The following is a 21401-nucleotide window of genomic DNA, read 5'->3' as shown; positions in this document are numbered from 1 at the left end:
ACTTTCCGGGCATCTGGAGCAGTTGGGACACTCCCGCGAGCGGGTGGCACCGACGTAACGTGTCCCCCAAGCGACCTGGAAAGCGAGGCAGCAACACATGCCCGAGCAGAGCAGCCCGCTCGATCTGGCCGAGGGCGACCCCTTCGGTCCGCACAACCTTCCCTACGGAGTGTTCTCCACCCCCGACCACCCCGAGGACCGCCGGGTCGGCGTCCGCATCGGCAACCACGTACTGGACGCCGGAGCCGCGGCGCACACGCTCGGCTCTCCCTACGCGCAGCTCCTCGCGCAGCCGGACCTGACCGCGCTGCTGTCGGCGGGCCGCACCGCCTGGCGGGACGTCCGTCGGGCGCTGACCGCGTGGGTGACGGTCCCGGCACACCGCGCGGACATCGAACCGCTGCTGCACCCGGTCGATTCCGTGACGCTCCATCTGCCGTACGCGGTCGCGGACTACGTCGACTTCTACGCGAGCGAGAACCACGCCACCAACGTCGGGCAGATCTTCCGGCCGAACGCCGAAGCGCTCACGCCCAACTGGAAGCACCTCCCGATCGGCTACCACGGCCGGTCCGGCACCGTCGTCGTCTCGGGCACGGACGTGGTGCGCCCGTCCGGCCAGCGCAAGGCGCCGGCCGACGCGGCCCCGGTCTTCGGCCCTTCCGTGAAGCTGGACATCGAGGCCGAGGTCGGCTTCGTCGTCGGTGTGGGCTCCGAGCAGGGCCGCCCGGTGCCGCTCGGCGACTTCCGCGACCATGTCTTCGGGCTCTGCCTGCTCAACGACTGGTCGGCGCGCGACATCCAGGCCTGGGAGTACGTCCCGCTCGGCCCGTTCCTCGGCAAGTCGTTCGCCACCTCCGTATCGGCCTGGGTGACACCGCTGGAGGCCCTGGAGTCGGCCCGCATCGCACCCCCGGCCCGCGACTTCCCGCTGCTCCCCTATCTGGAGGACGCCGACGAGGACGAGGACGGCGGCCTCGACCTGCGGATCTCCGTCGCGATCAATGGACAGGTGGTCGCCGAGCCGCCGTTCGCCACGATGTACTGGACGGCGGCCCAGATGCTGGCCCAGATGACGGTGAACGGCGCGTCGCTGCGCACCGGCGACCTGTACGGCTCCGGCACGGTCAGCGGCGCGGAGCCCGGCCAGCGCGGCTCCCTCCTGGAGCTGACCTGGAACGGCCGCGACCCGCTGGACCTCCCGGACGGCAAGCGCACCTTCCTGGAGGACGGCGACACGGTGACGATGACCGCCTGGGCCCCGGGGCCGGACGGCACCCGGGTGGGGCTCGGCGAGGTCGCGGGACGGATCGTGCCCGCGCCATGACGCCGCCCGCCCTGGAACTCACGCTCCCCGAGGAACTGCTGCTGCTCGCGCTGGACCCGCTGCGCGGCAAGCCGTACTGCTCCGGTCGTTTCCTGTCGTACGGGACTGCGGGCGCGGTCCTCCGGGAGCTGGAGTTCCAGGGCCGGGTCACCGGACAAGGCGGCCGGACACGGGTGGTCAGCCCGCTCGCTCCCCCGGATCCGTTCCTCGCCCAGGTCCTGGGAAGCCTTTCGGACCCGGGCGTGGGCGGGCTCGCGGGCGGCGTCGACACGCCGGTGTGGATACGTCGGACCGCCCCGCACGTCGAGGAGCTCTGCCTGGAACACCTGGTACGCCGCTCTGTCCTGCGCAGGGAGACCCACCGCCTCCTCGGCCTGCTGCCGTACCACCGCCACCCGGCTGTGGCCCCGGCCCTGTCGCTCGCCGTCCGCGACCGCTTCGCGGCCGCCGAGGCCGCCGGCTTCCCGGACCCGCGCAGCAGGACCCTGGCCGCCCTGGTCTCGGCGATCGGCCTGTCGGGCGCGGTGGCCCGGGGCGGCCTGCGAGACCGTTGGGCGATGCGCGACCTGGTGGACGAGGAGTGGACCGCGCACGCGGTGTACCGGAACGTCCGCCAGGACAGGGCGAACCGGAACAACAGAAGAAGGCGCAGCGGCGGCGGGGGCTCCGGGGGCGACTGAGCGGGGCGGGTCGGGTCAGCTTCGCACAGGCGTTCACACGTTCAGGGGAACCCTCTCCAGTTCCCGGCGGATACGCTGGAAAGACCCGCGAGACTCTGCGTCATGGGAGCACTGATGAGCGTCGAACCCGAGGCCCCCGAGCCGCGGTGGGCGGTTCCGCCCGTGGGCGGCTGGACCGCCGATGACCTGGACACACTCCCGAATCTGCCTCCGCACACGGAGCTGATCGACGGGAGCCTTGTTTTCGTGAGTCCGCAGACCCTGTTCCATTCACGGGCGGTCAGCTTCTTCGAATGGCAGCTGCAGTCGCTGGTGCCGCGTGACCTTGAGGTCGTGCGCGAGTTCACCATCGACATCGACCGCTACAACCGGCCCGAACCCGATGTGATCGTCGTGGACGGCGAGGTCATCCAGGACCCGAGCCAGACCCGCTTCCCCGCCGAGTCCGTACAGCTGGCCATCGAGGTCGTTTCCCCGGAGTCCCTGACTCGGGACCGGGAGACCAAGCCCATGAAGTACGCACGGGCGAAGATCTCTCACTACTGGCGGGTGGAGAACCACGACGGCCGGGCGGTGGTCTACGTCTTCGAGCTGGAGCCGTCGACCGGGGCCTACACCTCCACCGGCATCTTCCACGACCGGATGAAGGTCTCCGTCCCCTTCCCCGTCGATCTCGACCTCACCGCGATCACCGCGCGCCGCCGGGCAGCGGACCCGCAGTAGGCCGGTCCGCAGCGCCGCCCGGCCCCCGCGCTCACTCGTACTCGGGCGGCTCCTCGTCCCAGCCGAACTCGGGGTCGGCTTCGCGGGCTGACGGGGCCGCCGGGGCCGGTGCGGCTTCGCGGGCCGGGGCCTCCGCCCCCGCACCCGCCTCCCCGAGCGACGCCAGCACCTCCAGCACCCCTTCCCCGTACGTCGCCAGCTTCTTCTCGCCCAGGCCGCTGATCCCGCCCAGCGCGGACACCGAGTCCGGCCGCACCGTGGCGATCTCGCGCAGCGTCGCGTCGTGGAAGATGACGTACGCCGGGACGCCCTGCTCCTTCGCCTGAGCGCCCCGCCAGGCCCGCAGCGCCTCGAAGACCGGGACGGCCTCGGGGGTCAGCTCGGCGGCGGCCGCCTGCGACTTCGACTTGCGTTCGGCCTTCGTGGAGCGCGACGCGGGCTTCGGTGCCTCCTTGCGCAGCAGCACCTCGCGCTGCCGGCCGAGCACGGAGCCGCTCTCCTCCGTGAGCACCAGCGTGCCGTACTCGCCCTCGACCGCGAGCAGCTCCTGGGCGAGCAACTGGCGTACGACGCCGCGCCATTCGGCCTCGGCCAGCTCCTCGCCGATGCCGTAGACCGAGAGCTGGTCGTGGTCGAACTGGATGACCTTGGCCGTCTTGCGGCCCAGCAGGATGTCGATGATCTGGCCCGCGCCGAACTTCTGCCCGCGCTCCCGCTTCAGCCGCACCACGGTCGACAGCAGTTTCTGCGCGGCCACTGTGCCGTCCCAGCTCTCGGGCGGGGTGAGGCAGGTGTCGCAGTTGCCGCAGTCCGCCGTGGTGGGTTCCTGGCCGAAGTACGTCAGCAGCTGGGCGCGGCGGCACCGGACCGTCTCACACAGGGCCAGCATCGAGTCGAGGTGGGAGGCCGCGCGGCGGCGGAACGCCTCGTCGCCCTCGCTGCCCTGGATGAGCTTGCGCTGCTGGACGACGTCCTGGAGTCCGTACGCCATCCAGGCCGTGGACGGCTGTCCGTCACGGCCGGCGCGGCCGGTCTCCTGGTAGTAGCCCTCGACGGATTTCGGCAGGTCGAGGTGGGCGACGAAGCGTACGTCCGGCTTGTCGATGCCCATGCCGAAGGCGATGGTCGCGACGACGACCAGGCCCTCCTCGCGCAGGAACCGGGACTGGTGGACGGCGCGCGTGCCCGCGTCGAGCCCCGCGTGGTACGGGACGGCGTCGATGCCGTTGCGGCAGAGGTACTCGGCGGTCTTCTCGGTCGAGTTGCGCGACAGGCAGTAGACGATGCCCGCGTCCCCGGCGTGCTCGTCCTTGAGGAAGGAGAGCAACTGCTTCTTCGGGTCGGCCTTCGGCACGATCCGGTACTGGATGTTGGGCCGGTCGAAACTGGCGACGAAGTGCTTGGCGTCGGGCATGCCCAGACGCTGGGTGATCTCCTGGTGCGTGGCGTCGGTCGCGGTCGCCGTCAGGGCGATGCGCGGTACGTCGGGCCAGCGCTCGCCGAGGACGGAGAGGGTCAGATAGTCCGGGCGGAAGTCGTGGCCCCACTGGGCCACACAGTGCGCCTCGTCGATCGCGAAGACGGAGATCTCGCCGCGTGAGAGCAGCGCGAGGGTGGAGTCCAGGCGGAGCCGCTCCGGGGCCAGGTAGAGCAGGTCGAGCTCACCGGCGACGAACTGGGCCTCCATCGAGCGGCGCTCGTCGAAGTCCTGCGTGGAGTTGATGAAGCCGGCCCGGACCCCGAGCGCCCGAAGCGCGTCCACCTGGTCCTGCATCAGGGCGATCAGGGGTGAGACGACGATGCCCGTACCCGCTCTGACCAGGGCCGGGATCTGGTAGCAGAGGGACTTGCCGCCACCGGTGGGCATGAGCACGACGGCGTCCCCGCCCGCCACCACATGGTCGACGATCGCTTCCTGCTCGCCGCGGAACGCCTCGTACCCGAATACCTTGTGCAGCGTCCGCCGCGCGTCGCTCTCGGTCACATCCATGGTCCCGCCCGTCGTGCCCATCGCTCTGTCCCCCGGGTCCGTCCCGCTTTTTCCGTGTTGCCGCCGTCCCCTGCCACGATAGGCGCCGCCTACGACAACGCCGGACGGGCTTGACTTCTCAAGCCCGTCCGGCGGGGTTCCAGCTGCGTGGCGTGTGCGCTACCTCACGAACACTCCCGCCTGGCTCGCCAGGTCCAGGAAGTACTGCGGGGCCAGGCCCAGCACCAGCGTGACCGCGACTCCGACCGCGATCGTCGTCATCGTCAGCGGGGACGGGACGGCGACCGTGGGGCCGTCCGCCTTCGGCTCGCTGAAGAACATCAGCACGATGACCCGGATGTAGAAGAACGCGGCGATCGCCGAGGAGATCACACCGACCACGACCAGTCCGCCCGCGCCGCCGTCCGCCGCCGCCTTGAACACGGCGAACTTTCCGGAGAACCCGGAGGTGAGCGGGATACCGGCGAAGGCCAGCAGGAACACCGCGAAGACCGCGGCGACCAGCGGCGAGCGCCGGCCGAGCCCGGCCCACTTCGACAGGTGCGTCGCCTCGCCGCCCGCGTCGCGCACCAGGGTGACGACGGCGAACGCGCCGACCGTCACGAAGGAGTACGCGCCCAGGTAGAAGAGGACCGACGAGATGCCGTCCGGGGTCGTGGCGATCACACCGGCGAGGATGAATCCGGCGTGGGCGATCGAGGAGTAGGCCAGCAGCCGCTTGATGTCGGTCTGGGTGATGGCGACGATCGCGCCGCCCAGCATCGTGACGATCGCGACGGCCCACATGACCGGGCGCCAGTCCCAGGCGAGGCCCGGCAGCACCACGTACAGCAGGCGCAGCAGCGCGCCGAACGCGGCGACCTTGGTGGCCGCGGCCATGAAGCCGGTGACCGGTGTCGGGGCGCCCTGGTAGACGTCCGGGGTCCACATGTGGAACGGGACGGCGCCGACCTTGAAGAGCAGCCCGGTCAGGACCATCGCGCCGCCGATCAGGAGCAGCGCGTCGTTGCCCATGGTGTCGGCGAGTGCCGGGTCGATCTTCGTGACGGAGCCGTCGACCACGTGGGCGATGGACGCGTACGAGACGGAGCCCGCGTAACCGTAGAGCAGGGCGATCCCGAAGAGCAGGAACGCCGAGGAGAAGGCGCCGAGCAGGAAGTACTTCACCGCGGCCTCCTGCGACATCAGCCGCTTGCGGCGGGCGACGGCGCACAGGAGGTAGAGCGGGAGGGAGAAGACCTCCAGGGCCACGAAGAGCGTCAGCAGGTCGTTGGCCGCGGGGAAGATCAGCATGCCGGCCACCGAGAAGAGGACCAGCGGGAAGACCTCGGTGGTGGTGAATCCGGCCTTGACCGCGGCCTTCTCGCTGTCGCTGCCGGGGACCGAGGCGGCCTGGGCGGCGAAGGAGTCGACCTGGTTGCCGTGCGAGGCCGGGTCGAGCCGCCGCTCGGCGAAGGTGAAGACGGCGACCAGTGAGGTCAGCAGGATGGTGCCCTGCAGGAACAGCGTCGGCCCGTCGATCGCGATGGCGCCCATCGCGGCGATGTGCGCCTTCGTCGTGCCGTATCCGCCGGCCGCCAGTCCGACGACCGCGGCGAACGCGGCGGCCAGCGCGACGACCGTGAGGAAGACCTGCGTGTAATAACGGGCCCGGCGCGGCACGAAGGCCTCGACGAGTACGCCCACGACGGCGACACCGATCACAATGAGGACCGGGGCCAACTGGGTGTACTCGATGACCGGTGCCTTGAACTTCTCGACCGGGGCGGCCGATGTCACCCCGCCCGCCATTGTCCACAAGCTGTGGACAGCTGTTGCGCTCACTTGGCGGCCTCCACCTCAGGCTGGGGGTCCTTCTTCTGGACGTCCGACATGGTGTGCTGCACCGCCGGGTTGACGATCTCCGTCAGCGGCTTCGGATAGACACCCAGGAAGAGCAGCAGCGCGATCAGCGGAAGGACCACCACCAGCTCCCGGACCTTGAGGTCCGCCATGCCCTGGACCTCGGCCTTCACCGGGCCCGTCATCGTCCGCTGGTAGAGGACGAGGACGTAGAGCGCGGCGAGCACTATGCCGGTCGTGGCGACGATGCCCGCCGCCGGATAGGCGCTGAACGCGCCGACCAGGACCAGGAACTCGCTGACGAACGGTGCGAGCCCGGGCAGCGACAGGGTGGCCAGACCACCGATCAGGAAGGTGCCGGCCAGGACCGGCGCCACCTTCTGCACCCCGCCGTAGTCGGCGATGAGCCGCGAACCGCGCCGGGTGATCAGGAAGCCCGCCACCAGCATCAGCGCGGCGGTCGAGATGCCGTGGTTGACCATGTAGAGCGTGGCGCCGGACTGGCCCTGGCTGGTCATCGCGAAGATGCCCAGGATGATGAAGCCGAAGTGCGAGATCGACGCGTAGGCGATCAGGCGCTTGATGTCGCGCTGGCCGACGGCGAGCAGCGCCCCGTACACGATGCTGATCAGCGCCAGGACGACGATCACCGGCGTCGCCCACTTGCTGGCCTCCGGGAAGAGCTGGAGGCAGAAGCGGAGCATCGCGAACGTGCCGACCTTGTCGACGACCGCGGTGATCAGGACGGCGACCGGGGAGGTCGCCTCGCCCATCGCGTTGGGCAGCCAGGTGTGCAACGGCCACAGCGGGGCCTTCACCGCGAAGGCGAAGAAGAACCCGAGGAAGAGCCAGCGCTCCGTGCTGGTCGCCATGGAGAGCGAGCCGCTCGCGCGGGCCTCGGCGATCTCGGAGAGCGAGAACGTCCCCGCGACCACGTAGAGCCCGATCACGGCGGCCAGCATGATGAGCCCGCCGGCCAGGTTGTAGAGCAGGAACTTGACCGCGGCGTACGAGCGTTGCGCCGCCGCGTTCTCGTCGCTGCCGGTGTGTGCCCGGTCCCCGAAGCCGCCGATGAGGAAGTACATCGGGATGAGCATGGCTTCGAAGAGGACGTAGAAGAGGAAGACGTCGGTGGCCTCGAAGGAGAGGATCACCATCGCTTCGACCATCAGGATCAGGGCGAAGAAGCCCTGGGTCGGGCGCCAGCGCGAGGACTTGGTCTCCAGGGGGTCGGCGTCGTGCCAGCCGGCCAGGATGACGAAGGGGATCAGCAGGGCGGTGAGCGCCATAAGCGCCACCCCGATGCCGTCCACACCCAGCTCGTACCGGACGCCGAAGTCCTTGATCCAGGCGTGCGATTCGGTGAGCTGGTAGCGGTCGCCGCCGGGCTCGAAGCGGGCGAGCGCGATGCCCGCCAGTACGAGTGTGGCGAGCGAGAAGATCAGCGCCAGCCATTTGGCGGCGGTGCGCCGGGCGGCCGGGACGGCGGCGGTGGCGACCGCACCGATCGCCGGGAGCGCCGCCGTCGCTGTCAGGAGGGGAAAGGACATGGTGATCAGACCGCCCTCATCAGCAGGGTCGCGGCGATGAGAACCGCCGTACCACCGAACATCGAGACCGCGTAGGAGCGGGCGTAGCCGTTCTGCAGCTTGCGCAGCCGGCCGGAGAGCCCGCCCATCGAGGCCGCCGTGCCGTTGACGACGCCGTCGACCAGGGTGTGGTCGACGTACACCAGGGAGCGGGTGAGGTGCTCGCCGCCGCGGACCAGGACCACGTGGTTGAAGTCGTCCTGGAGGAGATCGCGGCGGGCGGCCCGGGTGAGCAGCGAGCCACGCGGGGCGACGACCGGCACCGGCTTGCGTCCGTACATCGCCCAGGCGATGGCGACGCCGATGACGAGCACCACCATGGTGGCGGCGGTGACCGTCGTGGCGCTGACCGGGGCGTGTCCGTGGCTGTGTCCGGTGACCGGCTCCAGCCAGTTCAGGAAGCGGTCACCGATGGAGAAGAAGCCTCCGGCGAAGACCGAACCGAACGCCAGGATGATCATGGGGATGGTCATCGACTTCGGGGACTCGTGCGGATGCGGCTCGTGGCCTTCCGCGTCGGGCTGCCAGCGCTTCTCGCCAAAGAACGTCAGCAGCATCACCCGCGTCATGTAGAACGCGGTGATCGCGGCGCCCAGCAGGGCCACCGAGCCGAGGATCCAGCCCTCGGTGCCGCCCTTGGCGAAGGCCGCCTCGATGATCTTGTCCTTGGAGAAGAAGCCGGACAGACCGGGGAAGCCGATGATCGCCAGATAGCCGAGGCCGAAGGTGATGAAGGTGACCGGCATGTACTTCCGCAGGCCGCCGAACTTCCGCATGTCGACCTCGTCGTTCATGCCGTGCATGACCGAACCGGCGCCGAGGAAGAGCCCGGCCTTGAAGAAGCCGTGCGTCACCAGGTGCATGATCGCGAAGACATAGCCGATCGGGCCGAGCCCGGCGGCCAGGATCATGTAGCCGATCTGCGACATCGTCGACCCGGCGAGGGCCTTCTTGATGTCGTCCTTCGCACAACCGACGATCGCACCGAAGAGCAGCGTGACCGCTCCGACGACCACGACGACCAGCTGCGCGTCCGGCGCAGCGTTGAAGATCGCGCCGGACCTGACGATGAGGTACACACCCGCGGTCACCATGGTCGCGGCGTGGATGAGGGCCGAGACCGGGGTCGGGCCCTCCATCGCGTCACCGAGCCAGGACTGCAGCGGCACCTGGGCCGACTTGCCGCAGGCCGCGAGCAGCAGCATCAGGCCGATCGCCGTCAGCTTGCCCTCGCTCGTCTCCCCCGTCGATTCGAGGACGGGGCCGAAGGCGAAGGTGCCGAAGGTGGTGAACATCAGCATGATCGCGATCGACAGGCCCATGTCGCCGACCCGGTTGACCAGGAATGCCTTCTTGGCGGCCGTGGCCGCGCTGGGCTTGTGCTGCCAGAAGCCGATGAGCAGGTACGACGCCAGACCGACGCCCTCCCACCCGACGTACAGCAGCAGGTAGTTGTCGGCGACGACCAGGATCAGCATCGCCGCGAGGAACAGGTTCAGATAGCCGAAGAAGCGGCGCCGGCGCTCGTCGTGCTCCATGTAGCCGATCGAGTAGATGTGGATCAGGGTGCCCACACCGGTGATCAGCAGCACGAACGTCATCGACAACTGGTCCAACTGGAAGGCCACATCGGCCTGGAAGCCCTCGACCGGGATCCAGCTGAACAGCTTCTGGTGCAGCGTCCGGTCCTCCGCGCCCTTCCCCAGCATGTCGAGGAAGAGCACGACACCGATGACGAACGACACGGCGGCGAGCAGGGTGCCGAGCCAGTGTCCGGCGCGGTCCAGCCTTCGGCCGCCGCAGAGCAGGACCGCCGCTCCGAGCAGAGGCGCCGCGACGAGCAGCGCGATCAGGTTCTCCACGATTCAACGTCCCCTTACAGCTTCATCAGGCTGGCGTCGTCGACCGAGGCCGAGTGGCGGGAACGGAACACCGACACGATGATCGCGAGCCCGACCACGACCTCCGCCGCGGCGACGACCATCGTGAAGAAGGCGATGATCTGGCCGTCGAGATTGCCGTGCATCCGGGAGAAGGTCACGAACGCGAGGTTGCAGGCGTTGAGCATCAGCTCCACGCACATGAACACCACGATCGCGTTCCGCCGGATCAGCACCCCGGCCGCACCGATGGTGAACAACAGGGCTGCGAGATAGAGGTAGTAGACCGGATTCACTTGGCGACCTCCTCTTCTTCGTTGTCACGGCCGAGCCGTTCCCCGGAGCGCTGCTCCAGCGCCTTGAGCCGGTCCAGCGACTCCTTCGACACATCGCGGATCTGGCCGCGGTTGCGCAGCGTCTGCATGACGGTGAGCTCGGAAGGCGTGCCGTCCGGGAGCAGACCCGGGATGTCCACGGCGTTGTGCCGGGCGTAGACACCGGGGGCGGGCAGCGGCGGCAGCTGCTGTCCGCGTACGCGCTCCTCGGACATCTCCCGCTGGTTCTTGGCCCGTTCGGTGCGCTCCCGGTGGGTGAGCACCATCGCGCCGACCGTCGCCGTGATCAGCAGGGCGCCGGTGATCTCGAAGGCGAAGACGTACTTGGTGAAGATGAGGCTGGCCAGCCCCTCCACGTTTCCGCCGTGCTCGGTGTTGGCGGTGCCGAGCCCGTTGAAGCTGTTCAGCGAGGCGTTGCCGATGCCCGCGATCAGCAGGACGCCGAAGCCGAGCCCGCAGCCCGCGGCCAGCCAGCGCTGCCCCTTCAGGGTCTCCTTCAGCGAGTCGGCCGCGGTGACACCGACGAGCATGACCACGAAGAGGAACAGCATCATGATCGCGCCGGTGTAGACGACGATCTGGACGATGCCCAGGAAGTAGGCGCCGTTGGCGAGGTAGAACACCGCCAGGACGATCATGGTCCCGGCGAGGCTCAGCGCGCTGTGCACGGCCTTCTTCATCAGTACGGTGGACAGCGCGCCGATCACGGCGACGATGCCGAGCACCCAGAACTGGACGGCCTCACCGGTCGAGGTCTGGGAGGCCGCAGCGGCCAGGGCGGTCATGCGCCCACCTCCTGCGCCGAGCCGTTGTTCTCGCTGTGCGTGTCGTCCGGCTTCTCGCCCTCGGAGACGGCGATCTGGCGCTCCGTACCGGGCGCGGCCTCGGTGACGAGACCCCGGTAGTAGTCCTGTTCGTCCATCCCGGGGAAGATCGCGTGCGGGCTGTCGACCATGCCCTCCTCCAGGCCCGCGAGCAGCTCGTCCTTGGTGTAGATGAGGCTCTCGCGGGTGGTGTTGGCGAGCTCGAACTCATTGGTCATCGTCAGCGCCCGGGTCGGGCAGGCCTCGATGCACAGTCCGCAGAGAATGCAGCGCGCGTAATTGATCTGGTAGACGCGGCCGTAGCGCTCACCCGGGGAGTAGCGCTCCTCGTCGGTGTTGTCCGCGCCCTCGACGTAGATCGCGTCCGCCGGACAGGCCCAGGCGCACAGCTCGCAGCCGATGCACTTCTCCAGGCCGTCCGGGTGACGGTTGAGCTGATGCCGGCCGTGGAAGCGCGGCGCCGTCACCTTCGGCGTTTCCGGGTACTGCTCGGTCAGCCGCTTCTTGAACATGGCCTTGAAGGTCACGCCGAAGCCGGCGACGGGGTTCTGGAACTTCTCCTCCGAGGATCCCGAGGACCCCGAGGACTCCGATGACTCAGACACCGTCGGCCTCCTTTCCGTCACTCGAATTTCCGTCACTCTGAGTATCCGACCCGCCACTGACAACGAGCTCCCGCTCGCCCCGCGGCCTGCGGCGCGGCACCGGCGGCAGGGTCTGTCCGGGCAGCGGCGGCACCGGGAACCCGCCCGCCATCGGGTCGAACGCCGGCTCCGGTCCGGCCTCCGCCTCGGCAGCCTGGCCCTTCTTGTCGCGGAAGATGTCGGCGACGAAGGAGATCAGCAGGATCGCGATCACGGCCCCGGCCACGTACAGCACGATCCTCGTGAAGTCGTAGCCCTCGTTGCGCAGCGCCCGCACCGTCGCGACCAGTATCAGCCAGACCACGGAGACCGGGATCAGGACCTTCCAGCCGAGCTTCATCAGCTGGTCGTAACGGACCCGGGGCAGCGTGCCGCGCAGCCAGATGAAGAAGAACAGCAGCAGCTGGACCTTGACGACGAACCAGAGCATCGGCCACCAGCCGTGGTTCGCGCCCTCCCAGAAGGTGCTGATCGGCCACGGGGCCCGCCAGCCGCCCAGGAACAGGGTCGTGGCGACCGCGGAGACGGTGACCATGTTGACGTACTCGGCGAGCATGAACATCGCGAACTTGATCGACGAGTACTCGGTGTTGAAGCCGCCGACCAGGTCGCCCTCGGACTCCGGCATGTCGAACGGGGCGCGGTTGGTCTCGCCGACCATCGTGACGATGTAGATGATGAACGAGACCGGCAGCAGGAGGATGAACCACCGGTCCTGCTGCGCCTCCACGATCTTCGAGGTCGACATCGACCCGGAGTAGAGGAAGACCGAGGCGAACGCGGCGCCCATCGCGATCTCGTAGCTGATCATCTGCGCGCAGGAGCGCAGACCGCCGAGGAGCGGGTACGTCGATCCGGACGACCAGCCGGCCAGCACGATGCCGTAGATCCCGACCGAGGCGACCGCGAGGATGTAGAGCGTCGCGATCGGCAGGTCGGTGAGCTGCATCGTGGTGCGGTGCCCGAAGATCGAGACCTCGTTGCCGGACGGGCCGAACGGGATCACGGCGATCGCCATGAACGCCGGGATGGCGGCGACGATCGGCGCGAGCACGTACACGACCTTGTCGGCCCGCTTGACGACGACGTCCTCCTTCAGCATCAGCTTGATGCCGTCGGCGAGCGACTGGAGCATGCCCCAGGGACCGTGCCGGTTGGGACCGATGCGCAGCTGCATCCAGGCGACGACCTTGCGCTCCCACACGATGGAGAAGAGCACGGTCACCATCAGGAACGCGAAGCAGAACACCGCCTTGATGACGACGAGCCACCACGGGTCGGTGCCGAACATCGACAGATCCTCGGCGGCGAGTACGGCACCGTGCGGTGCCGCGGCCAGTTGAGCGAAGGCACTCACGCCCCCACCTCCGGTGTGACGTCGGGAGTACCCGGTGCGGCGGGGCCGATCCGGACCAGACCGCCGGGCCGGGCGCCGGTGTCGGCCGGGACGCCCCGCCCGACGGAGTTCAGCGGCACCCAGACCACCCGGTCCGGCATGTCGGTGACCTTCAGCGGGAATTCGACGCTGCCCGCCGGGCCGGTGACGGCCAGCAGATCGCCGTCCTTCACGCCCGTCTCGGCCGCGGTGGCCGCGGACAGCCGGGCGACCGCGGCGTGCCGGGTGCCGGCCAGTGCCTCGTCGCCCTCCTGGAGCCGGCCCAGGTCGAGCAGCATCCGGTGGCCGGCGAGGACCGCCTCGCCGTCGCCGGGCCTGGGCAGCGGCTGCGCCGACTCGTTCGGTTCGGTGGCGCGCGCCCCGGTCCAGCCGCCGAGCCGGTCCAGCTCACGACGTACGGACCTCAGGTCCGGCAGCGCGAAGTGGACGTCCAGGGCGTCGGCCAGCATGTGCAGCACCCGGGCGTCGCCCGGCGCGAGCGCGCGCGTCATCTGCTCGGGCTTCAGCGCCGCCTCGAACATCCGCGCCCTGCCCTCCCAGTTGAGGAAGGTGCCGGACTTCTCGGCCACCGCGGCGACCGGGAAGACCACGTCGGCGCGCTCGGTGACCTCGCTCGGCCGCAGCTCCAGCGAGACCAGGAAGCCGACCTGGTCCAGCGCCTCCAGGGCCCGTGCCGGGTCCGGCAGGTCCACCGGCTCGACCCCGGCGACGACCAGCGCGCCCAGTTCGCCGGTGGCCGCGGCCTCGACGATCTGGCCGGTGTCGCGGCCGAAGCGGGACGGGAGTTCGGCGACGCCCCAGACGGCCGCCACCTCGTCCCTGGCCCGCGGGTCGGTCGCCGGACGGCCGCCGGGCAGCAGCGACGGAAGCGCGCCCGCCTCCACCGCGCCCCGCTCGCCGGCCCGGCGCGGGATCCACACCAGCGCGGCCCCGGTCGCGGTCGCCGTCCGTACCGCGGCGGTGAGCCCGCCGGGCACCACGGCCAGCCGCTCACCGACCACGATCACGGCGCCCTCGCCGCGCAGCGCCTCGGCCGCCGCGGCTCCGTCGCCGTCGAGCCCGACGCCGCCCGCGATCGCGTCCAGCCACTCCGTCTCGGTGCCGGGGGCTGCGGGCAGCAGCGTGCCGCCCGCCTTCTCCAGGCCGCGGGTGGCGTGCGAGGCGACGGCGAAGGTGCGCTGCCCGTGCTTGCGGTTCGCCTTGCGCAGCCGCAGGAAGACGCCGGGCGCCTCCTCCTCCGACTCGAACCCGACCAGCAGCACCGTCGGGGCCTTCTCCAGCGAGGTGTACGTGACACCCTCACTGTCCAGGTCCCGGCCGCGCCCGGCCACGCGGGCGGCCAGGAAGTCGGCCTCCTCGCTGCTGTGGACCCGGGCCCGGAAGTCGATGTCGTTGGTGTCCAGCGCGATCCGGGCGAACTTGCTGTACGCGTAGGCGTCCTCGACGGTCAGCCGACCGCCGGTGAGCACCCCCGTCCGGCCCCGCGCGGCGGAGAGGCCGGCGGCCGCGGCGGCCAGCGCCTCGGGCCAGCCGGACGGTTCCAGGACACCGTCCGCGTTCCGTACCAGCGGAGTGGTGAGCCGGTCCCGCTGCTGCGCGTAACGGAAGCCGAAGCGGCCCTTGTCGCAGACCCACTCCTCGTTGACCTCGGGGTCGTCGGCGGCGAGCCGCCGCATGACCTTGCCGCGCCGGTGATCGGTGCGGGTCGCGCAACCGCCCGCGCAGTGCTCGCACACCGACGGCGAGGACACCAGGTCGAAGGGGCGGGAGCGGAATCGGTACGCCGCCGAGGTCAGCGCGCCGACCGGGCAGATCTGGATGGTGTTCCCGGAGAAGTACGACTGGAACGGGTCGCCCTCGCCCGTACCGACCTGCTGGAGCGCGCCGCGCTCGATCAGCTCGATCATCGGGTCGCCCGCCACCTGGTTGGAGAACCGGGTGCAGCGCGCGCAGAGCACGCACCGCTCACGGTCCAGCAGCACCTGGGTGGAGATCGGGACGGGCTTCTCGTACGTCCGCTTCTTGCCGTCGAAGCGGGAGTCCGCCTCGCCGTGCGACATCGCCTGGTTCTGCAGCGGGCACTCGCCGCCCTTGTCGCAGACCGGGCAGTCCAGCGGGTGGTTGATGAGCAGCAGCTCCATCACACCCTTCTGGGCCTTGTCGGCCACCGGCGAGGTGAGCTGCGACTTCACCACCATGCCGTCGGTGCACGTGATGGTGCAGGACGCCATCGGCTTGCGCTGGCCCTCGACCTCGACGATGCACTGGCGGCAGGCGCCGACCGGGTCGAGGAGCGGGTGGTCGCAGAAGCGCGGGATCTCGATGCCGAGGAGTTCGGCGGCCCGGATGACCAGGGTGCCCTTGGGCACGCTGATCTCGATGCCGTCGATGGTCAGCGTGACCAGGTCCTCGGGCGGGATGGCCGCCTCGCCACCCCCGGAGGGCGCACTCGTGGTGACTGTCATGCGTTCACCCCCTGGTGAGCGTTCTTGTCGTCGGCCCAGACGGTCGACCTGGCGGGATCGAAGGGGCAGCCCTTGCCCGTGATGTGCTGCTCGTACTCCTCGCGGAAGTACTTCAGCGAGGAGAAGATCGGCGAGGCGGCGCCGTCGCCGAGGGCGCAGAAGGACTTGCCGTTGATGTTGTCGGCGATGTCGTTCAGCTTGTCGAGGTCGGCCATCTGTCCCTTGCCGGCCTCGATGTCACGGAGCAACTGGACCAGCCAGTAGGTGCCTTCGCGGCAGGGCGTGCACTTGCCGCAGGACTCGTGGGCGTAGAACTCGGTCCAGCGGGTGACGGCCCGCACGACGCAGGTCGTCTCGTCGAAACACTGGAGTGCCTTGGTGCCGAGCATGGATCCGGCGGCGCCGACGCCCTCGTAGTCGAGCGGTACGTCGAGGTGCTCGTCGGTGAACATCGGGGTCGACGAGCCGCCCGGGGTCCAGAACTTCAGCCGGTGGCCGGGGCGCATGCCGCCGCTCATGTCGAGCAGCTGGCGCAGCGTGATGCCGAGCGGCGCCTCGTACTGGCCGGGACCCGCGACATGCCCGCTGAGCGAGTACAGCGTGAAGCCCGGGGACTTCTCGCTGCCCATCGACTTGAACCAGTCCTTGCCCCGGTTCAGGATCGCGGGAACCGAGGCGATGGACTCGACGTTGTTCACCACAGTGGGGCAGGCGTACAGACCGGCGACCGCGGGGAAGGGAGGCCGCAGCCGGGGCTGGCCACGCCGTCCTTCGAGAGAGTCGAGCAGCGCGGTTTCCTCACCACAGATGTACGCGCCGGCACCGGCGTGCACCGTGAGTTCCAGATCGAGCCCTGATCCCAGGATGTTCGTCCCCAGATAACCCGCCTCGTACGCCTCTCGTACGGCCTCGTGCAGACGTCGCAGCACGGGGACGACCTCACCGCGCAAGTAGATGAACGCGTGCGACGAACGGATCGCGTAACAGGCGATCACGATGCCCTCGATGAGGCTGTGCGGGTTGGCGAACAGGAGCGGGATGTCCTTGCAGGTGCCCGGTTCCGATTCGTCGGCGTTGACAACTAGATAGTGCGGTTTTCCGTCGCCCTGCGGGATGAACTGCCACTTCATCCCGGTGGGGAAGCCTGCGCCGCCGCGGCCGCGCAGACCGGAGTCCTTGACGTAGGCGATGAGGTCGTCCGGCGCCATGGCGAGAGCCTTGCGCAGTCCCTCGTACCCCTCGTGGCGCCGGTACGTCTCCAGGGTCCAGGATTCCGGCTGGTCCCAGAAGGCGGAGAGGACGGGTGCGAGCAGCTTCTCCGGGCTGCCCCCGTTGCCGCTTCCGTTGTCGTTGATCTCGGTCGCCAACGTCATCACTCCCCCTCCTCGGCGATCGGGCCGGACGAGTGGTCCGGGTCCTGCGGGGCGGCCTTGTGACCGGACCCGCCGCGCGGGCGCTCGCCGCGCGGGGCGACGACGCGCGGGTGCGGATCCTCGCCCTTGGCGAGGCGGAGGCCGATCAGCGAGGCGGGGCCCGCGCCGCCGGAGGCCTCGACGGCACCGGGGCGCTCGTCCGGGAAGCCGGCCAGGATCCGGGCGGTCTCCTTGTACGAGCACAGCGGGGCGCCGCGGGTGGGTTCGACGGTGCGCCCGGCGATCAGGTCGTCGACCAGGCGGGTCGCGCTCTCGGGCGTCTGGTTGTCGAAGAACTCCCAGTTGACCATCACCACGGGGGCGAAGTCGCAGGCCGCGTTGCACTCGATGTGTTCGAGGGTGATCTTCCCGTCCTCGGTGGTCTCGTCGTTGCCGACGCCGAGGTGCTCCTTGAGCCGGTCGAAGATCGCGTCGCCGCCCATCACCGCGCACAGCGTGTTGGTGCAGACGCCGACCTGGTAGTCACCGCCGGCCCTGCGCCGGTACATCGTGTAGAAGGTGGCGACCGCGGTGACCTCGGCGGTGGTGAGGCCGAGCAGCTCGGCGCAGAACGCCATGCCCGTACGGGAGACGAAGCCCTCTTCGGACTGCACCAGGTGCAGCAGGGGCAGCAGCGCGGAGCGGCTGCCGGGGTAGCGGGCGATCACCTCCTTCGCGTCCGCTTCGAGCCTGGCGCGCACCTCGGCCGGGTAGGCGGGGGCGGGGAGCTGCGGCATCCCCAGACTGACTTCCTGACGTGCTTCGGTCACCGGTCGACGCCTCCCATCACGGGGTCGATGGACGCGACGGCGACGATGACGTCGGCGACCTGGCCGCCCTCGCACATCGCCGCCATGGCCTGAAGGTTGGTGAAGGACGGGTCGCGGAAGTGGACCCGGTAGGGGCGGGTGCCGCCGTCCGAGACGACATGCACGCCGAGTTCGCCCTTGGGTGACTCGACCGCGGTGTACGCCTGTCCGGCCGGGACCCGGAAGCCTTCGGTCACCAGCTTGAAGTGGTGGATCAGGGCCTCCATGGAGGTGCCCATGATCTTCTTGATGTGGTCGAGCGAGTTGCCGAGTCCGTCCGGGCCGAGCGCGAGCTGGGCCGGCCAGGCGATCTTCTTGTCGGCGACCATCACGGGACCGGGGGCGAGCCGGTCGATGCACTGCTCAACGATCCGCAGCGACTGGCGCATCTCCTCCAGGCGGACGAGGAAGCGGCCGTAGGCGTCGCAGGTGTCGGCGGTGGGGACGTCGAACTCGTAGTTCTCGTACCCGCAGTAGGGGTCCGTCTTGCGCAGGTCGTGCGGGAGTCCGGCGGAGCGCAGCATCGGGCCGGTGACGCCGAGTGCCATGCAGCCGGTCAGGTCGAGATAGCCGACGTCCTGCATACGGGCCTTGAAGATGGGGTTGCCGGTGGCGAGCTTGTCGTACTCCGGCAGGTTCTTCTTCATGGTCTTCACGAACTCGCGCAGCTGGTCGATCGCGCCGGGCGGCAGGTCCTGGGCGAGTCCGCCGGGGCGGATGAACGCGTGGTTCATGCGCAGGCCGGTGATCAGCTCGAAGAGATCGAGAACGAGTTCACGATCGCGGAAGCCGTAGATCATGATCGTGGTGGCGCCGAGCTCCATGCCGCCGGTGGCGATGCACACCAGGTGCGAGGAGATCCGGTTGAGCTCCATCAGGAGCACGCGCAGGACGCTGGCCCGGTCGGGGATCTGGTCCTCGATACCGAGAAGCTTCTCGACGCCCAGGCAGTACGCCGCCTCGTTGTAGAAGGGCGTCAGGTAGTCCATGCGCGTGACGAAGGTGGTGCCCTGCGTCCAGTTCCGGAATTCGAGGTTCTTCTCGATGCCGGTGTGGAGGTAGCCGATGCCGCAGCGGGCCTCGGTGACGGTCTCGCCGTCGATCTCCAGGATCAGCCGCAGAACACCGTGCGTGGACGGGTGCTGGGGGCCCATATTGACAATGATGCGCTCGTCGTCGGACTTGGCCGCGGCCTCGACGACCTCGTCCCAGTCGCCGCCGGTGACTGTATATACAGTCCCCTCGGTCGTGTCCCGAGGCGTTGCATGTGGAGTAGACATCAGGAGTACGACCTCCGCTGGTCCGGAGCCGGGATCTGGGCGCCCTTGTACTCGACGGCGATGCCGCCGAGCGGGTAGTCCTTGCGCTGCGGGAAGCCCTGCCAGTCGTCCGGCATCATGATCCGGGTGAGGGCGGGGTGCCCGTCGAAGATGAGCCCGAAGAAGTCGTAGGTCTCACGCTCGTGCCAGTCGTTGGTCGGGTAGACCGCGACGAGGGACGGGATGTGCGGATCGCTGTCCGGGGCCGACACCTCCAGGCGGATCAGCCGACCGTGCGTGATCGAGCGCAGGTGGTAGACGGCGTGCAGCTCGCGGCCCTTGTCACCGAGGAAGTGGACGCCGCTCACCCCCGTACAGAGCTCGAAGCGCAGCGCCGGGTCGTCGCGCAGGGTCTGTGCGACCCGGACGAGGTGCTCGCGGGCGATGTGGAAGGTGAGCTCGCCGCGGTCGACGACGGTCTTCTCGATAGCGTTTGCCGGAAGCAGGTCCTGCTCCTCCAGGGCCCCTTCGAGCTCGTCGGCGACCTCGTCGAACCAGCCGCCGTACGGACGGGACGTGGCGCCCGGCAGGGTCACGGTGCGGACGAGGCCGCCGTAGCCGGAGGTGTCACCGCCGTTGTCGGCGCCGAACATGCCCTTGCGTACGCGGATGACCTCGCCGGTGTCCGCGCGCGGGGCGGGCACACCGTTGTTGTTGCTCTGTTCGTCGTGGTTGTTGTTCCCGCTCATCGCAGCAGCCCCTTCATCTCGATCAGGGGCAGTGCCTTGAGTGCCGCGTCCTCCGCCTCGCGGGCGGCCTCCTCCGCGTTGACCCCGAGCTTGGAGCCCTGGATCTTCTGGTGGAGCTTGAGGATCGCGTCCAACAGCATCTCGGGCCGCGGCGGACAACCCGGCAAATAGATGTCAACCGGAACAATGTGATCAACACCCTGAACAATGGCGTAATTGTTGAACATTCCGCCCGATGATGCGCAAACCCCCATGGAGATCACCCACTTGGGGTTGGGCATCTGGTCGTAGACCTGCCGCAGGACGGGAGCCATCTTCTGGCTGACCCGTCCTGCGACGATCATCAGATCCGCCTGCCGCGGTGATCCGCGGAAGACCTCCATGCCGAAACGGGCCAGGTCGTAGCGCCCGGCCCCGGTCGTCATCATCTCGATGGCGCAACAGGCGAGGCCGAAGGTGGCAGGGAAGACGGAGGACTTCCGTACCCAGCCGGCGGCCTGCTCGACAGTGGTCAGCACGAAGCCGCTGGGCAGCTTCTCTTCGAGTCCCATGGTGTGCCCCTCAGCCCCTCAGTCCCATTCCAGGCCGCCGCGACGCCACACATACGCGTAGGCGACGAAGACGGTGAGCACGAAGAGCAGCATCTCCACGAGCCCGAAGATCCCCAGGGCGTCGAAGGTGACCGCCCAGGGATAGAGGAAGACGATCTCGATGTCGAAGACGATGAAGAGCATCGCCGTCAGGTAGTACTTGATCGGGAAGCGGCCGCCTCCGGCTGGAGTGGGGGTGGGTTCGATACCGCACTCGTACGCTTCGAGCTTTGCCCGGTTGTACCGCTTGGGGCCGATAAGCGTGGCCATGACCACGGAGAAGATCGCAAACCCTGCCCCGAGGGCGCCGAGCACGAGGATGGGCGCGTAGGCATTCACGCTCCTCGCTCCTTCCAGTCGTCCTTGACCGTTGGACCGCATCGGGCGACCGGCTCACCGCCTCACCAAGATCGTGCACATGTGAGGCAGTTCACAAGCCCGACTGCCCCGCATCCTATGCCCGCCATCCTGTGATCTGCGACACGGGGTACGACAACGCCTTTGTGATCTCCACCACCTGACGAAGGATCATGAAGTCGGATGAGCGGTGATCTTCACACGCGAAGCGGCCGAGTGATCACGAGACGTGACATTCGATGCCGTTACCGCTGGTCAAACGGCTGTCGCTCTATCAAGAGATGGCAGTGCCAAGCAAATTGGCGATGGACAACCCGGAGTGATAGAGGCCCCCTCACCCTCCAGACCCCGACCACCCCCTCCCTACCTCGACCCCCACCCACTTCGCCCCATCCGGACCGCTCGAACTCACCCGGGAGGGGGTGCCGCGAGGAGCGAAGTGGACGAGTATGAGCATTTGCGATCTTCGGAGCGAACGGGACATCTCCCCTCGCCCGGCGCCGCCTTGAGTGCGTGGCGCATAACCGCCC

General features: G+C 69.0%; 18 protein-coding genes. 3 read left to right on the top strand and 15 right to left on the bottom strand.

Going from position 1 to position 21401, the window contains the following annotated elements; genetic code table 11:
• The first annotated feature begins 97 nt into the window (after positions 1-97).
• The 3 genes from fahA (at position 98) to OG978_RS23800 (ending at position 2730) form a co-directional block, all read left to right on the top strand.
• Positions 98-1327, top strand: coding sequence for a fumarylacetoacetase (fahA, locus tag OG978_RS23810; RefSeq protein WP_326767154.1), 1230 nt, complete (start codon positions 98-100; stop codon positions 1325-1327).
• A complete protein-coding gene (locus OG978_RS23805; RefSeq protein WP_326767153.1) occupies positions 1324-2007 on the top strand; it encodes a GOLPH3/VPS74 family protein in 684 nt (227 codons plus the stop codon). Before fahA ends, OG978_RS23805 begins: the two co-directional genes overlap by 4 nt.
• 114 nt (positions 2008-2121) lie before the next feature.
• A complete protein-coding gene (locus OG978_RS23800) occupies positions 2122-2730 on the top strand; it encodes a Uma2 family endonuclease (protein WP_326770142.1) in 609 nt (202 codons plus the stop codon).
• Between the two features lie 31 nt (positions 2731-2761).
• Here the strand turns inward: OG978_RS23800 and recQ are convergent, their stop codons facing one another.
• The 15 genes from recQ to OG978_RS23725 all read right to left on the bottom strand — a co-directional run bounded on the left by recQ (position 2762) and on the right by OG978_RS23725 (position 20853).
• Positions 2762-4741 (bottom strand): DNA helicase RecQ, encoded by a 1980-nt coding sequence (recQ, locus tag OG978_RS23795; RefSeq protein WP_442817740.1) that lies wholly within the window; start codon positions 4739-4741, stop codon positions 2762-2764.
• Positions 4742-4879: 138 nt separating this feature from the next.
• Positions 4880-6544: an NADH-quinone oxidoreductase subunit NuoN gene (gene nuoN, locus OG978_RS23790; protein ID WP_326767152.1), complete on the bottom strand. Its 1665-nt coding sequence runs from the start codon at positions 6542-6544 to the stop codon at positions 4880-4882.
• The gene (locus OG978_RS23785; protein WP_326767151.1) at positions 6541-8112 is read right to left on the bottom strand and encodes an NADH-quinone oxidoreductase subunit M; all 1572 of its coding nucleotides are present in this window, start codon (positions 8110-8112) and stop codon (positions 6541-6543) included. The genes nuoN and OG978_RS23785 overlap by 4 nt, the downstream gene beginning before the upstream one ends.
• A 5-nt stretch (positions 8113-8117) precedes the next feature.
• On the bottom strand, positions 8118-10013 hold the full coding sequence (nuoL, locus tag OG978_RS23780; protein WP_326767150.1) for an NADH-quinone oxidoreductase subunit L: 1896 nt from the start codon (positions 10011-10013) through the stop codon (positions 8118-8120).
• Between the two features lie 14 nt (positions 10014-10027).
• Positions 10028-10327 carry an NADH-quinone oxidoreductase subunit NuoK gene (gene nuoK, locus OG978_RS23775; protein ID WP_072485616.1) on the bottom strand — a complete coding sequence of 100 codons (300 nt, stop codon included), beginning with the start codon at positions 10325-10327 and terminating at the stop codon, positions 10028-10030.
• Complete coding sequence (locus tag OG978_RS23770; protein ID WP_326767149.1) at positions 10324-11151, bottom strand: NADH-quinone oxidoreductase subunit J; 828 nt, start codon at positions 11149-11151, stop codon at positions 10324-10326. Before OG978_RS23770 ends, nuoK begins: the two co-directional genes overlap by 4 nt.
• Positions 11148-11795 (bottom strand): NADH-quinone oxidoreductase subunit NuoI, encoded by a 648-nt coding sequence (gene nuoI / locus OG978_RS23765; RefSeq protein ID WP_326767148.1) that lies wholly within the window; start codon positions 11793-11795, stop codon positions 11148-11150. Before nuoI ends, OG978_RS23770 begins: the two co-directional genes overlap by 4 nt.
• Positions 11788-13191 carry an NADH-quinone oxidoreductase subunit NuoH gene (nuoH, locus tag OG978_RS23760; protein WP_326767147.1) on the bottom strand — a complete coding sequence of 468 codons (1404 nt, stop codon included), beginning with the start codon at positions 13189-13191 and terminating at the stop codon, positions 11788-11790. The genes nuoI and nuoH overlap by 8 nt, the downstream gene beginning before the upstream one ends.
• On the bottom strand, positions 13188-15695 hold the full coding sequence (locus tag OG978_RS23755; RefSeq protein WP_326767146.1) for an NADH-quinone oxidoreductase subunit G: 2508 nt from the start codon (positions 15693-15695) through the stop codon (positions 13188-13190). Before OG978_RS23755 ends, nuoH begins: the two co-directional genes overlap by 4 nt.
• Positions 15692-17068 carry an NADH-quinone oxidoreductase subunit NuoF gene (nuoF, locus tag OG978_RS23750; protein ID WP_326767145.1) on the bottom strand — a complete coding sequence of 459 codons (1377 nt, stop codon included), beginning with the start codon at positions 17066-17068 and terminating at the stop codon, positions 15692-15694. Before nuoF ends, OG978_RS23755 begins: the two co-directional genes overlap by 4 nt.
• Entirely contained in the window at positions 17068-17844 is a 777-nt protein-coding gene (gene nuoE, locus OG978_RS23745) for an NADH-quinone oxidoreductase subunit NuoE (protein WP_326770140.1), read from the bottom strand. The genes nuoF and nuoE overlap by 1 nt, the downstream gene beginning before the upstream one ends.
• Positions 17845-17873: 29 nt before the next feature.
• The gene (locus OG978_RS23740; protein ID WP_326767144.1) at positions 17874-19196 is read right to left on the bottom strand and encodes an NADH-quinone oxidoreductase subunit D; all 1323 of its coding nucleotides are present in this window, start codon (positions 19194-19196) and stop codon (positions 17874-17876) included.
• Entirely contained in the window at positions 19196-19924 is a 729-nt protein-coding gene (locus tag OG978_RS23735) for an NADH-quinone oxidoreductase subunit C (RefSeq protein ID WP_326767143.1), read from the bottom strand. The genes OG978_RS23740 and OG978_RS23735 overlap by 1 nt, the downstream gene beginning before the upstream one ends.
• The gene (locus OG978_RS23730) at positions 19921-20475 is read right to left on the bottom strand and encodes a NuoB/complex I 20 kDa subunit family protein (RefSeq protein ID WP_326767142.1); all 555 of its coding nucleotides are present in this window, start codon (positions 20473-20475) and stop codon (positions 19921-19923) included. The genes OG978_RS23735 and OG978_RS23730 overlap by 4 nt, the downstream gene beginning before the upstream one ends.
• Before the next feature lie 18 nt (positions 20476-20493).
• On the bottom strand, positions 20494-20853 hold the full coding sequence (locus tag OG978_RS23725) for an NADH-quinone oxidoreductase subunit A (RefSeq protein ID WP_003992243.1): 360 nt from the start codon (positions 20851-20853) through the stop codon (positions 20494-20496).
• Positions 20854-21401: the final 548 nt, after the last annotated feature.

Source organism: Streptomyces sp. NBC_01591 (assembly GCF_035918155.1).
Taxonomy (GTDB): domain Bacteria; phylum Actinomycetota; class Actinomycetes; order Streptomycetales; family Streptomycetaceae; genus Streptomyces.
The sequence above is the reverse complement of the archived record's forward strand: the minus strand, read 5'-3'. Positions and strand labels throughout refer to the sequence as shown.